The organism is Nocardia tengchongensis (assembly GCF_054781395.1).
This window is the reverse complement of the sequence record NZ_BAAGUM010000004.1, coordinates 689,645-703,497: the sequence shown is the minus strand read 5'-3', so window position 1 is coordinate 703,497 and position 13,853 is coordinate 689,645. Positions and strand designations below refer to the sequence as shown.

The window sequence follows — 13,853 nt, the reverse complement described above, 5'->3', positions numbered from 1 at the left end:
TGACCGAGATGGCGGCGTGGCGGGTCCACGAATTGGGTGAGCCCGCGACGGTGATGCGGCTCGAGACGGTGCCTCGCCCCGACCCCGGGCCCGGGCGTCTGGTCGTGCGGGTCACCGGCGCGGCCGCCAATTTCCCCGATGTCCTGATGTGCCGCGGCCTGTATCAGGTGCGGCCGGACCTGCCGTTCACCCCGGGTGTCGAGGTGTGCGGCGAGGTCGTGGCGCTGGGTGCGGGCGTGACCGGGTTCGGCGTGGGTGATCGCGTGATCGGCGGGGTCGCGCTGCCGCACGGCGGTTTCGCCGAGTACGCGGTGCTCGACGCGAACCAGACCTTCCCCGCGCCACCGGCACTCGACGATGCCGAGGCCGCGGCGCTCTACATCGGCTACCAGACCGGATGGTTCGGGCTGCATCGTCGCGCCGCGCTGCAGCCGGGGGAGACCCTGCTGGTGCACGCGGCCGCCGGCGGCGTCGGCAGCGCCGCCGTCCAGCTCGGCAAGGCCGCCGGCGCCCGCGTCATCGGCGTGGTCGGTGGTCCCGAGAAGGCCGACTACGCCCGCGAACTCGGCGCGGACATCGTGATCGACCGCAGGACACAGGATTTCGTCGAGATCGTGAAGGCCGCCACCGACAATCGCGGCGCGGACGTGGTGTACGACCCGGTCGGCGGCGACACCTACACGCGCTCGACCAAGTGCGTCGCCTTCGAGGGCCGCATCCTGGTCGTCGGCTTCGCGGGCGGTGACATCCAAAGCGCCGCCCTCAACCACGCGCTGGTGAAGAATTACTCGATCGTCGGATTGCACTGGGGTCTCTACAACACCCACGACCGGGCGGCGGTCGCCGAATGCCACCGGGAACTGACCCGGCTGGCCGACGACGGCGCGATCCGCCCGCTGGTCAGCGAGCGACTGGCCCTGGCCGACGTCGCCGATGGCGTCCAGCGCCTGGCCGACGGCAAGACCGTGGGCCGCGTCGTCTACGTGGCCGGCGAGCCGACGGGCTAGCGGCGCACCGCAATCGGAAGGGAAGGAACGCGATGCAGGTATTCGAGGGTTTACCCGAACTGGAGAAAGCCGTCGGCACCCATCTGGGCTACAGCGACTGGCACACGGTGACCCAGCAGCAGATCGACAATTTCGCCGACGCCACCGGCGACCATCAGTGGATCCACGTGGACCCCGTCCGCGCCGCTGCGGGCCCGTTCGGGGCGACGGTCGCGCACGGCTTCCTGACCTTGTCGCTGTTGCCGATGCTCGCCGCGGGCGTCTACACCGTGACCGGGCTGTCGATGGGAATCAACTACGGGGCCAACAAGGTCCGCTTCCCCGCACCGGTGCCGGTGGACTCGCGGGTCCGGGCCGGGGTGGAGCTGGTGTCGCTGACCCCGGCGAGCACCGGATTCCAGTTGGTCACCCGGGTCACCGTGGAGATCGACGGCGCGCCCAAGCCGGCTTGCGTCGCCGAGCACGTCGCCCTGTTGGTGCCGTGATGGGCGGCTCGAACCCGGCCGCGCCGGCCGGTGACCTGCCCGGACTGGATCTGACCCGGCTCGCCGACTGGCTCGCGACCACCCGCCCCGGCTTCGCGGCCGGAGCGCTGAGCGGCCGCCTCATCGCGGGCGGCCGATCCAACCTCACCTATGTGGTGGGTGACGGTGTCTCCGAATGGATTCTGCGCCGCCCGCCGCTGGGGCACGTGCTGGCCACCGCGCACGACATGGGCCGCGAATTCCGGGTGATGAGCGCCCTCGCCGACACCGCGGTCCCGGTCCCGCGCACCCACCTGCTGTGCACCGACGCCGAGATCCTGGGCGCGCCGTTCTATCTCATGGAAAACGTTGCGGGCGTGCCCTATCGGGCGCCGGCCGAACTCGAGGCCGTGGGACCCGAACGGACCCGGGTGATCGCGGAAGGCATGGTCGACGCGCTCGCCGAGCTGCACCGCGTGGACCCGGAAGCGGTGGGGCTCGGCGACTTCGGGCGGGCGAAGGGCTTCCTCGAGCGGCAGGTCCGCCGCTGGAAGAAGCAGCTCGACGCCTCCTACACCCGTGATCTGCCCGCCGCGGAGGAGTTGCACGCGCTGCTCGCCGCACACCAGCCCGAGCAGTCGCCCGACGGCATCGTGCACGGCGACTACCGGCTCGACAATGTCCTCGTCGACGCTGACGACCGGGTCGCCGCCGTCGTCGACTGGGAGATGGCGACCATCGGCGACCCGCTCACCGATGTGGCGCTGCTGGTGTTGTACCAGCGCCTCGGCGATCTCGGGGTGCCCGGCGACATGTCGAGCGTGCCCGGCTATCTCACCGAATCCGAGACCCTCGACCGCTACGCCGACCGCAGCGGCCGCGATCTCGGCAACCTCGGCTTCTACCTCGGGCTGGCGGCCTTCAAACTGGCCGCCATCCTCGAAGGCATCCACTACCGCTACCTGCACGGCCAGACCGTGGGCTCCGGTTTCGACAGCATCGGGGACGCCGTGGAGCCTCTGTTGCGCGCCGGAATCGACGCTGTGCGGGAGACGAACCGATGACCGCCGCCATCCGCGGCGGGATATCGGCATGACCTGGGAGGTTGCGGCGCACTTATAGCTCGAGTGCGCTGAAGCCGACCCGGATCGGCCCGGGCAGTGCCTGGCGTCACCGCGCGACGCCGGCCACCCTGGTCGATCTTCCGATGGCGGGGCACGGAATCCGGTGGAGCATCCGTATTCCGGTCGCCTCGCCCGAACGGCGCCGTGACACTGTGTGTCACGGCGCCGTTCTCGTGCTCGGGGTCACCGGTAGTCCGACGCCTTCCGATGGTTCATGGCGCGATGGTGAACGACGCCGGGGCGAGGGCGGGGTATTGGGCATGAGCGGGGAATCGTCAGCCGAGTGCGGCGAAGGCCGCGTTCGCGTAGGCGTAGGTGCGTTCGTTGCCGAGCAGGCCGGTGCCCATCTTGTTCATCACGTACGAGATGGTGGCCCGGCGCTCGGTGTCCACCGCGATCAGCGAACCGCCCCACCCGCCCCAGAAGCAGACGCGGCGATCGGGAATGTGCACGGCGGCGGGCGAGGGGAGTCCGTAGCCGATGCCGAAGCGCAGCGGCGCGCCGAGGACCAGGTCCGGACCGGAGGACTGGGTGTCGAAGATCAGGTCGATGGTCTGCGGTGACAGCAGCCGCACGCCGTCGACCGCTCCGCCGCAGGCGACCACCGATTGGATCCGGGCCAGCGCGCGGGCATTGCCGTGGCCGTTCGCCCCGCCGATCTCCGCGCGCCGCCACTCGGGTGTCGTGCATTCCTCGGCGAGTCCGGCCGGGCCGGCGAACGCGCGCAGCAGCAGGGGCGCGGCGGCGACGATCGCGGGATCGAGTGGAACCTGTGGCGGCGGAACCACATTGCTGACCCGGTCGAATTCCGAGTCCGGCAGCCCGATGTGGAAGTCGGCACCCAGTGGTTCGGCGATCTCCTCGGCGACGAATCGCCCCAGGGAGCGGCCGTCGATGCGGCGGATCAGCTCGCCCACCAGGTGCCCGTAGTTGATCAGGTGGTAGCCCGACGCGGTCCCGGGTTCCCACCACGGCTCCTGGGCGGCCAGCCGCGCGGCCGCGGCCGGTGCGTCGTACATGTCCGGCACCGTCATCGGCGGATTCCAGGCGGCGACGCCGGAGGTGTGCGAGAGCAGGTGCCGGACCAGGACCCGCTCCTTGCCGGCCGCGGCGAATTCCGGCCAGTACCGCGCTACCGGGGCGTCGACATCGAGCAGGCCGCGCTCGACGAGGACCAATGCGGCCAGCGCCGTCACGGTTTTCGTGCACGACCAGACATTGGTGATGGTGTCGCGCTGCCAGGGCGCGGTCCGCTCGGTGTCGGCCCAGCCGCCCCAGATGTCGACCACCGGTTCCCCATCGACGGTCACGGCGATGGCCGCGCCGAGTTCCTCGCCCGAGTCGAGATATCCGTTCAGCAGTTCCTGCAGCCGTGCGAAGCGTTCGTCGCACGCGCCCGCCGTCGGCGCTGAGGTCGTCGGTTCCGGCATCGTTGATCTCCTGTGGCGTCGACGTCGTTGGAAGCACTGTATCTCAAACTTGACGCCGCATTCGGAAACGGTGAAATCGATTGGAGCGCAGTGTAATCAACATGCGGAAGGCCGGTACTTGAATCCGGAATCAAGTTCGGATAACGTTCCTGGTCGAGACGGTGAAACCACTGCGCTGCACCACCGTGCGCGATCCACGATCAGGAGTGTCGATGTTCGAGCTGTCCGAGCGGGGCCGGCGATACCGGGACGATCTGCTCGTCTTCATGGACGAGCACGTCTACCCGGCCGAGCCGGTGTACGAGGCGCAGATGACCGAGTCCGGGGACCCGCACTTCCAGCCGCCCGTGCTCGAGGAACTCAAGGCCGAGGCCCGCAAGCAGGGGCTGTGGAATCTGTTCCACCCCCACCCGCAGTGGGGTCCGGGCCTGACCAACCTGGAGTACGCGCAGCTGGCCGAGATCATGGGCCGCAGCATGCATCTCGCGCCCGAGGCCACCAACTGCAGCGCCCCCGACACCGGGAACATGGAGGTGCTGACCCTGTTCGGCACACCCGAGCATCAGGAGCAGTGGCTGCGGCCGTTGCTCGACGGCGAGATCCGCTCCGCGTTCGCCATGACCGAGCCCGCGGTCGCCAGCTCCGACGCCACCAATATCCAGCTGCGCATGGACCGCGACAGCGACGACTACGTCCTCAACGGCCGCAAGTGGTGGACCTCCAACGCCTTGCACAAGAACTGCAAGGTCATGATCGTGATGGGCAAGACCGATCCGACCGGGCCGGTGCACCGACAGCAGTCGATGATGGTCGTGCCCATCGACACCCCCGGCGTGACCATCCAGCGCGGCCTGCCGGTCTTCGGTTACCAGGACCGGGAGGGCCACGCGGAGGTGCTGTTCGAGAACGTCCGTGTGCCCGCGACCGCGCTGCTCGCCGGCGAGGGCGACGGGTTCATGATCAGCCAGGCGCGCCTGGGTCCCGGCCGCATCCACCACTGCATGCGGGCCATCGGTATGGCCGAGCGGGCGCTGGACCTGATGATCGACCGCGCGCAGGCCCGCGTCACCTTCGGCGAGCCGATCGCGAACCGGGCCAATATCCAGGACTGGATCGCCGAGTCCCGCATCGAGATCGACATGGCCCGGTTGCTGACGCTCAAGGCCGCGTACCTGATGGACACCGTCGGCAACAAGGCCGCGCGCACCGAGATCGCCGCCATCAAGGTCGCGGCCCCGAATGTGGCGCTCAAGGTGATCGACCGTGCGATCCAGGTGCACGGCGGCGCCGGTGTCTCCGACGATTTCCCGCTCGCGAGCATGTACGCCCACATGCGCACGCTGCGCCTGGCCGACGGGCCCGACGAGGTGCACAAACGGTCCATCGCGCAGTGGGAATTGCGCCGCCGCGACCCGAACTGGGGCAAGCGCGGGTAGCGGCCCGCGAGGAATAGCATTCGACTGTCGAGACATTCCGGGCTCCGAGGAGGAACCGATGACCAAGACTCAGCAGGTGCGGCTGGCGCGCCGCCCTCTCGGGCTGCCCGACGCCGAGACCTGGGACCTGACCACCGAGGAACTGCCCGCGCTCGAGGACGGGCAGCTGCTGGTGCAGGTCCATTTCATCTCCCTGGATCCGGCCATGCGTGGCTGGCTCAACGACGTCCGCTCCTATCTGCCGCCGGTCGGTTTGGGCGAGGTGATGCGGTCGCTCGACATCGCGACCGTCATCGAATCCCGCCACCCGGACTTCGCGGTCGGCGACGCCGTGAGCGGCGTGTTCGGGGTGACCGAGTACGCGATCAGCGACGGTCGTGGCGTGCAGCAGGTCGACCTGGACGTCGCACCCGGCCCGACCTGGCTGGGCGCGCTCGGAATGCCGGGCATGACAGCCTATTTCGGCCTGCTCGAGGTCGGGAAGCTGAAAGCCGGGGAGACCGTGGTGGTCTCGGCGGCCGCCGGAGCCGTGGGCAGCGTGGTCGGCCAGATCGCGAAGGCCAAGGGCGCCACCGTCATCGGGATCGCCGGCGGTGCGCGGAAATGCCGCATGCTCACCGAGGAGCTCGGATTCGACGCGGCCATCGACTACCGCGGCGAGGATGTGCTGCGGCGGCTGCGCGAGCTCGCGCCCAAGGGCATCGACATCTACTTCGACAATGTCGGCGGCGACATCCTCGACGCCGCGCTCGCCAACCTGCGCCGCGGGGCCCGCATCGTGCTGTGCGGTGCGGTCGCGGCCTACAACGACGAGCAGCTGCGACCCGGGCCCTCGCGCTACATGTCGCTGCTGGTGTTCCGGGCGTCGATGACCGGTTTCGTGGTGTTCGACTACGCCGACCGCTACGGCGAGGCGATCGACGACATCTCGACCTGGCTCGCGGACGGCACGCTCAAGAGCCGCGAGCACATCGTCGAAGGCGGGGTCGCCGGCTTCGGCGAGACACTGAACCTGCTGTTCAGCGGCGGCAATACCGGCAAGCTGGTGCTCGCGCTCTGATGCCCGCGCTCGGCGCGCCGGAAGTTTTCCGGTCACCGGATGCGAGACTGTACCGGTGACCGGATCAGAGGATCGCTCGCGCGCCGACGAGACGCGGGCACGGCTGTTGGACGCGGCCGTCGTCGCGTTCGCCGAGCGTGGCTTCCACGGCTCCACCACCCGCGACATCACCTCGATCGCGGGATTGAGCACCGCGGCCATCTACGTGCACCACCGGTCGAAAGAGGAACTGCTCTACCAGGTCTCGCGCACCGGGCACACCAACACCCTGGCCCGCTTCCAGGCCGCGCTGGCCGCCTCCGACGACCCGGTCGAGCAGTTGGTCACGGTCATGCGGGAATTCGCCATCGACCACGCTCGCGGGCACACCGGCGCCCGGGTCATCAACTACGAACTCGCCGCGCTGAGTCCCGAACATCAGCACGAGATCAAGGAGATCCGCCGCGTCATCGACACCGAGATGCGGCAGTTGATCGAACGCGGTGTCGCCGCGGGCGTGTTCGACAATCCGAATCCGCGCATGGCCGCGGTCGCGCTGCTGTCGCTGGGCATCGATCTGGCGCGCTGGTACCGCGACGAGGGGCCGCTGTCGCCCGAGGAGATCGGCGACTACTACGTCGATCTGGCGTTGCGCATCGTCGGCGCGCGCCGATAGCGCCCGCCCGTGGCGGCCGCGGGTCTCAGGTGTGGGCGCGGCCCTGCTGCCACTCCGGCCACGGAATCGACCAGTCGCCGTTCTGCCAGATGTCGAGGGGCTCGCCACCGGTATTGCGCACCTCGACCACGTCTCCGGGTATCACGAAGTCGAAGAACCAGGTGGCGTCGTCGGGGGAGATGTTGAGGCAGCCGTGCGAGACGTTGGTATTGCCCTGGGCCCACATGCTTCCGGCCAGTTCGTGCACGTAGATGCCGTCGTGGCTGATCCGCACCGCGTGATGGATGGTGGTGCGGTAGCCGAGGCTGGTGTTGGTGGGCAGGCCGTAGCTCGCGGAATCCATGATCACCGGATCCGTGCGGTCGAGCACCGTGTAGATGCCCGGCCGGGTCCAGAACGACAGCCGGCGGCCGCCGATCACCGCGCTGCCGCCCTTGCCCATCGAGGTCGGCATCGAACGCACCAGGGTGCCGTTGTCGAAGACGTCGATCATCTTGGTGTTGTCGTCGGCGATGGCGACGTGGGCGGCGCCGATGGTCACCGACACCCGCTGGTCGCGCCGGCCGTACGCGCCGTCGCCGAGCGGGACGCCGAAAAGGTTGGCCGTCACGGTGATCCGGCTGCCGGGCGCGTAGTAGAACTCCGGTCGCCAGTGCGCGTTGCGGTCGTCGAGCCAGTACCAGGCTCCGGGCACGGCGGGCGTGGTCTCCACCTTCAGCGCGGCTTCGGCGGCGGCGGGGTCGACGGCCTCGGTGAAATGCGCTACGAGCACGAAACCCACACCGTAGGTGTCGTTCTCGGCGAGGTCCTCCTGATTGGCCGAGCCCAGCGCGACGTCGACGATCCGATCGGGCCGGGGCGTCGTGTAATTCGCGGTCGCGGTGATGTCGCCGGTCTCGCCCTTCGCCACCGCCTTCACCGTGTAGGTGTGGCTGTAGCCGAGCGGTTCGGCGCTGACCCAGCTCTTGTGGTCCGGCGCCGGCGTGCCGGGCAGCGGGCGGCCGGTCTCGTCGATCCATTCGACCGAGGACAAGGTGCCGTCGGTGACGGTCACCGTGCCGGGCGTGCGAGCCGGGGCGGGCTGCGGCCCGGCCACCGGATCGAAGCGGATCTTGGCGGGCACGGGCGGCGTCGAGGCGCGCTGGTCGCCACAGCCCGCCAGCGCGAGTCCGCTCGCGCCCGCGAACCCCAGCAGTAGTTGACGGCGTCGCAATGCCATCACGTGCCTCCTTCACCGGGTGCCGACGATCTTGATCAGTGGATCAGGATTTGTCGGCGCGGTGGTGTCGCCACGCCGGACCGACACCATTCCTCGACCCGCCGCGGCGCTGGTCAGGCGCGCAAGGGGCTGATGGTGACCGCGCCGGGCTGGTCGAAGGTGACCGAGCCGAGCTTGCGCCAATCCCAGTACAGGCGCAGCGGGCGGGTGTTGTCGGGCGGGGTGACGACGAGTTCGTTCGCGATCCAGTCGGTGGCGCCGAACTTGTAGGTCAGCGTGGCCGCCGCGGACTGGCCGGGGTCGAGCTCGATCAGGTGGCTGGTCGCGCCGTTGCGCACCGCGTGCTGCCCGGGCTGACCCCACACCGCCAGGTCAACCCCCGGATAGCCCTGCGTCCGGCAGGTTTCCGAGGAGATGTTGCGCAGCGTGATCTGGGCGGTGCGCAGGTTGGAGCCGAGCTGCTCGCCGGCGGTCACCGAGGCCTGGATGCGGGAAGTGTTGCACCAGGGCACATTCGCGCCGGCGGCGCCGGTGAACGCGGCGGTCGAGCCCGCCAGGGCCGCGGCGGCGAGGGTGAGAGTCAGAATCCGGTATCGCATGATGTCGTCCCTTGATCGTTCGGTACCGGCGGTCGTTCGGTACGACACGAGACTCGCGGCCCCCACCAACGAACGACCAATGAGCCACCAATGCCGGGGGTTCGCTCACCCCCGATCCGGCGGGTCGGAGAGAATCGAAGCTGTCCCGTCTCTGCACGGCGGGTGGTTTTCGGTTCGGCACAGCAGGAAAGGCGGCGACGATGCTCACCCTGAGCCCACGTCTACGCGGAATACCGGCTCCCGCGGCCAGTTTCGTGGGGCGCGAGATCGAGCTGCGCGACGTCGGGGAACTGCTGGGCCGGGCACGGCTGGTCAGCCTGGTGGGGCCGGGCGGGGTGGGCAAGACCCGGCTGGCGCTGGAATACGCACGCGCGCACCACGATCATTACCGGGACGGAACGGTGCTGGTCGAACTGGCCGGGCTGGCCGGACTGACCGACCCGGCGCTGCTGTCGCAGACCGTGTTGCACGCCCTGGGCGTACCCGAGTCCGAGGGCCGCCCGGTGCTGGATCTGCTCATCGACTACCTGGCCGACCGCGAGATCCTGGTCATCCTCGACACCTGCGAGCATCTGCTGGACGCGTGCGCCGAACTCGCCGAGGCGTTGCTGCAGGAGACCGCCGACGTGCAGCTGCTGCTGACTTCCCGGCAGCCCCTCGGCATTCCGGGCGAGCATCTGTTCCCGATCGGCCCGCTGGGCGTGGGCTCCGAGAACGGCGGGGCGATCGAACTGTTCGCGCAGCGGGCCGCCGCGGTCGCGCCCGGATTCCGGCTCGACGGTTCCAGTCGCGCGCAGGTGGCCGAGGTGTGCCGCCGTCTCGACGGGATCCCGCTGGCGGTGGAGCTGGCCGCGGTGCGATTGCGGGTCACCTCGCTGCGCACGCTGGCCGGTGACGTCGGCAATCGCTTCGGGGTGGTGGCGGTGGGACGCCGGCACGGCGCGAATGTCCGCCACCGCACCCTGCACGCCGCCATCGAATGGAGCTACGACCTCTGCTCGGACGCCGAACGGCTGCTGTGGCAGCGGCTTTCGGTGTTCGCGGGCAGTTTCGATCCGGACGCGGCCCGCGAGGTGTGCGCCGACGAGCTGCTACCCGCGGCCGAGGTCCACGAACACCTCTTCGGGCTGGCCGACAAATCGGTGCTGACCATGACCGAGGACGGCGGCCGCTACCGCATTCTGGACACGTTGCGGCAGTTCGGCGCGGACCGGCTGGCGGGATCCGGTGTGGAGGAGGCGATCCGGCAGCGTCACCTGGACCATTTCCTGGCGCTGGGCCGCGAGGTCTGGACGCACCGGGTCGCCTCGGGGCAGCGCCGGCTGATCGGGCAGGTCGACGCCGACCGCGACAATATCCGCGCCGCACTGGACTTCGCGATGTCGCGGCCCGCGCGCTATCGCGACGGTCTCGCCCTGAGCGCGTATTCCATCCTGCTGCTGGGCTTCTCGGGCCGTAGCGAGGCCGAGTACTGGCTCGATCGGGGTCTGGTCGCGGTGCCCGAACCGTGCCCCGAACGCGCGCTGGCGCTCGCACTGACGGTGCAGTGGTCGTTCGCGACCCGGCCCGAGCGCGTGCCCGCACTGCTCGAGGAGATGCGCTGGTGCCTCGATGCAGGGACCTCGGATTCCGGTGACCTCGCGCTGGCGCCGATCATGGGCGTCTACCTCCACATCTTCACCGGCGTGCACCACCTGATGACCGGTGACGTCGCGGCCGCCGACACGCAGTTCGAGGCGGGCCGGAATCGGTTGGACGCGCTGGGTTTTCGCGGGGAAGTCGCCATCGCGCTCAAATACTGGGCTTCGGGGCTGTTCGTATCGGGCGCCTACGATGCCTGTCTGACCCGGCTCGAGGAGGCGCTGGCCGTCCTCGACGGCATCGACGGCGAATGCTGGCAGCGGGCCAATGTGCTGCTGATGAAGGCGGCCGTGCTCTGGGTGATCGGGCAGCGCGAGCAGGCGCCGGACTGCGCCCGCACCGCCGTGGCGCTCATGCACGAGCTCGGCCTGCGACACGGGCTGGCGGCCGCGGTCGACACCCTGGCCTGGCTGACCGCCGAGCAGGGCCGATTCCACCGCGCCGCCCAGCTGTCGGGCGCGGCCAACTCGCTGTGGGACGGTGAGCGGGACGGGCTCTTCGGCGGACTCGCGCTGCACACCGTGCCGTGGTTCCGCGAGAGCTACGACGCGACCGTCGAACGGGCTCGTAGGGAGCTCGGAAAGGCCGACTACACCGCCGAATTCGCCAAGGGCGCGACCCTGGACGCGGACCGGATCGCCGGGCTGGCCGGCACCGCCGGCGACGAGCCGCTCGACGCGGTCATCTCGCTCGGGCCCTCGCTCACCCCGCGCGAGACCGAAGTGGCGGCGCTCATCACCGAGGGGCTGACCAACCGCGAGATCTCCACGCGCCTGGGGGTTTCCAAGCGCACGGTGGACGCTCACATCGAACACATCCTGAGCAAGCTCGGATTCGCCAGCCGGGCACAGGTCGCCGCGTACATCGCCGGGAACGGGTTCACCCACGACTCGCGGTTCGCGGCCGAGGCCCGATAGCGCGAGTAGCGCCGTCACCGGTTCGCGACAACTCTGTCAGGGCGCCGGTGACGGCTCATGTGGTGTCCCGTTTGGGCGGTTCCGGGAAACCACGCCTCGGTGGTTGCAGGCCACCCTGAAATCTTGCGGTACCGAGCCGGGGCCTGACGATCGGTATTAATGCCTACCGGCCCATACCTACACGACCGACCGGTCGCCGGGGCCGGGCGATCGGTGGATACCTCGGCAGTATTCACCGCCGTGGGGGAGTTCGTGGCCGAATCCAGGTATCCGCTGCTCGGCCCCGATTTCCGGTGGGTTCCCGAGTTGCCGACCGTGTAGCAGGCTGCTAGGAAGTAGCCACTTGTTCCAGAAATAGCCATATGCTCGAAGCCCGTCCGCAGTGGGCGGGCTCAACCCGGGGGCGGGACGATGACCGAGCCGACCATCGGCGGCGCTGATCACGAGCGCGGCGTCGGCCATGCGCGCGGCAGCGCCCAGTACACCCGCGTCGCGGGCGATCACGATCTTGGCGGTGCCGATCCGGCGCACGGCGGTCTCGACCGGGACCACGTGACCGCCGACCACCGGTTCGGCGGCATGGACCCCGCGCACGGGCCGCCCGCGCCCCCGGCCTTCGGGAGCACCCTGCGGCGGTTGCGGGAGCGGCGCGGCATCTCGCGGGAGCGGCTGGCCTTCGGGGCGGGCGTCAGCGCCAGCTACATCACGCGCATGGAGCGCGGAGATCGGGTTCGGCCGACCGAGCAGGTGCTCAGCGCGGTCGTCCGCTATCTGGACCGGGTCGCCACCCTGACCGCGGACGAGTTCCGGCATCTGCACGATCTGGCCGCGCTCGGGCAGCACGGGCCGCCGCACGGTGACCCGACATTCACCGACGCCATGGCCGCCAATCTCGAGATCCATCTCCCGCATCCCGCGGCCTATCTCGACCGGCAGCTGAATGTGCTGGCCGCCAACGCCGCTCATCTGCACACCTTCCCCGGGCTCTCCGAACAGGGCAACTTCTTGCGCTGGATCCTCATCGACGACCTCGCGCGCCACGTGCTCGTCGACTGGGCACACGAATTGCGGCGTGCGGTCGCGACGCTGCGCGGGCTGCTGGCCATGGACGGCGGGGAGACCGCGGACGACACCCGGCTGCTGACCGAGTTCGGCCGGTTCGAACCGTTCCGGCGGATCTGGACCGGCGAACACCGCACGCTCACGGGCGCGCCGACGCGGATGCGGCTGCGGGACGCGGTGTCCGGTGTGCCCTACACGCTGCTGTGGCAGATCCTGCGGGATCAGACGGCGTCGATGAGCCCGGGGCAGCCGGTGTTCATCGTGGGACTGCCCACGGCGAGCCAACCCGAGGACCGGTCGGTCGGTCCGTAGGATCGCCCACAGCGTTCCAGTCCCACTGCTGAGGAGGCGGAAAACCGGTGCCTGCCAACAGTCTCGACCGGCCGATCGTGGTGGGCGTCGACGCCTCCGAATCCGCTCTGCACGCCGTGCGCTGGGGCGCGGTGGATGCCGCGCTGCGCGGCGCGGCCCTGCACCTGGTGTTCGCGGTGCCCGCGGTCGCCGACGCGCCGCTGGACGAGACCCCGGTGCGGCTGCTGCACGATCGGCTGCGCGCCACCGCCCAGGCCGCGCTGGACAGCGCCGCGCAGATCGCGCGGGAGGCGGTGATCGATCGCCCGGCTCCCGAGATCCGCACCTTCCTCGTCGACGAACCCGCCGTGACCGTGCTGTCGGGTCTGGCCGAGACCGCCTACTACGTGGTCGTCGGCGTGCGCGGCATGAGCGCCTACCATCGCAGTCTGCTCGGGTCGGTCAGCACCGGCGTGGCACGGCACGCGCAGGGACCGGTGGTCGTGGTTCCCGGTGGGGCGCAGGCGCTTTCGGATCGACCGGTGGTGGTCGGCGTCGACGGGTCGGCGCACAGCGTCCGCGCGCTGGAGATCGCCTTCGACGAAGCCTCGCGCCGCGGAGTGCCGCTGATCGCGGTCCAGGCGTGGGAAGCCTCGGGCGACAGCGACAGCGACACCCGAATCCACGCCGACTCCGTCACCCTGCTGGCCGGGATGCTGGAGCGCAATACCGCGTCCTATCCGGGCGTGGATGTGAAAACTCTTGTCACGGAGGGTCATCCGGCGCGGGTCCTGCTCGACGCCGCCGCCGACGCGCAATTGCTGGTGGTCGGAAGTCACGGCACCCGCGGATATCCCGGGATGGCGCTCGGATCGACCGGTCACGCGCTGCTGCACGGCAGTGAATGCCCCATCGCGCTTGTCCGGCTGCGCAATTGATCCAGGGGCC

General features: G+C 69.9%; 12 protein-coding genes. 9 read left to right on the top strand and 3 right to left on the bottom strand.

Features of this window, described 5'->3' with window-relative positions:
- Positions 1–8: 8 nt before the first annotated feature.
- From ACYVKL_RS08495 to ACYVKL_RS08485, 3 genes are read left to right on the top strand one after another with little or no spacing between them, the layout of a single operon-like run.
- On the top strand, positions 9–1,007 hold the full coding sequence (locus tag ACYVKL_RS08495; protein ID WP_379169890.1) for an NADPH:quinone oxidoreductase family protein: 999 nt from the start codon (positions 9–11) through the stop codon (positions 1,005–1,007).
- A gap of 32 nt (positions 1,008–1,039) precedes the next feature.
- Complete coding sequence (locus tag ACYVKL_RS08490) at positions 1,040–1,492, top strand: MaoC family dehydratase (protein ID WP_379169734.1); 453 nt, start codon at positions 1,040–1,042, stop codon at positions 1,490–1,492.
- Positions 1,492–2,535: a phosphotransferase family protein gene (locus ACYVKL_RS08485; RefSeq protein WP_379169732.1), complete on the top strand. Its 1,044-nt coding sequence runs from the start codon at positions 1,492–1,494 to the stop codon at positions 2,533–2,535. Before ACYVKL_RS08490 ends, ACYVKL_RS08485 begins: the two co-directional genes overlap by 1 nt.
- A gap of 335 nt (positions 2,536–2,870) precedes the next feature.
- Here the strand turns inward: ACYVKL_RS08485 and ACYVKL_RS08480 are convergent, their stop codons facing one another.
- Positions 2,871–4,025 carry a serine hydrolase domain-containing protein gene (locus tag ACYVKL_RS08480; RefSeq protein ID WP_379169730.1) on the bottom strand — a complete coding sequence of 385 codons (1,155 nt, stop codon included), beginning with the start codon at positions 4,023–4,025 and terminating at the stop codon, positions 2,871–2,873.
- Positions 4,026–4,231: 206 nt separating this feature from the next.
- On the opposite strand from ACYVKL_RS08480, the gene ACYVKL_RS08475 reads away from it, so the two are divergent.
- The 3 genes from ACYVKL_RS08475 to ACYVKL_RS08465 are packed head-to-tail and all read left to right on the top strand — an operon-like array spanning position 4,232 to position 7,176.
- On the top strand, positions 4,232–5,461 hold the full coding sequence (locus ACYVKL_RS08475) for an acyl-CoA dehydrogenase family protein (protein ID WP_379169728.1): 1,230 nt from the start codon (positions 4,232–4,234) through the stop codon (positions 5,459–5,461).
- Positions 5,462–5,519: 58 nt separating this feature from the next.
- The gene (locus ACYVKL_RS08470) at positions 5,520–6,521 is read left to right on the top strand and encodes an NADP-dependent oxidoreductase (protein WP_379169726.1); all 1,002 of its coding nucleotides are present in this window, start codon (positions 5,520–5,522) and stop codon (positions 6,519–6,521) included.
- Between the two features lie 55 nt (positions 6,522–6,576).
- Positions 6,577–7,176, top strand: a complete 600-nt coding sequence (locus ACYVKL_RS08465; RefSeq protein WP_357195425.1) for a TetR/AcrR family transcriptional regulator — start codon at positions 6,577–6,579, stop codon at positions 7,174–7,176.
- A 25-nt stretch (positions 7,177–7,201) separates the two neighbouring features.
- Here ACYVKL_RS08465 and ACYVKL_RS08460 read toward each other — a convergent pair whose 3' ends face one another.
- Positions 7,202–8,395: a L,D-transpeptidase gene (locus ACYVKL_RS08460; protein WP_379169724.1), complete on the bottom strand. Its 1,194-nt coding sequence runs from the start codon at positions 8,393–8,395 to the stop codon at positions 7,202–7,204.
- A gap of 113 nt (positions 8,396–8,508) precedes the next feature.
- Complete coding sequence (locus ACYVKL_RS08455; protein WP_213556421.1) at positions 8,509–8,994, bottom strand: DUF4232 domain-containing protein; 486 nt, start codon at positions 8,992–8,994, stop codon at positions 8,509–8,511.
- 200 nt (positions 8,995–9,194) lie between these two features.
- On the opposite strand from ACYVKL_RS08455, the gene ACYVKL_RS08450 reads away from it, so the two are divergent.
- From ACYVKL_RS08450 to ACYVKL_RS08440, 3 genes are all read left to right on the top strand, one after another.
- Positions 9,195–11,552, top strand: coding sequence for an ATP-binding protein (locus ACYVKL_RS08450; protein ID WP_379169722.1), 2,358 nt, complete (start codon positions 9,195–9,197; stop codon positions 11,550–11,552).
- Between the two features lie 411 nt (positions 11,553–11,963).
- The gene (locus ACYVKL_RS08445; protein ID WP_379169720.1) at positions 11,964–12,926 is read left to right on the top strand and encodes a helix-turn-helix domain-containing protein; all 963 of its coding nucleotides are present in this window, start codon (positions 11,964–11,966) and stop codon (positions 12,924–12,926) included.
- 47 nt (positions 12,927–12,973) lie between these two features.
- Positions 12,974–13,843: a universal stress protein gene (locus tag ACYVKL_RS08440; protein ID WP_379169718.1), complete on the top strand. Its 870-nt coding sequence runs from the start codon at positions 12,974–12,976 to the stop codon at positions 13,841–13,843.
- Positions 13,844–13,853: the final 10 nt, after the last annotated feature.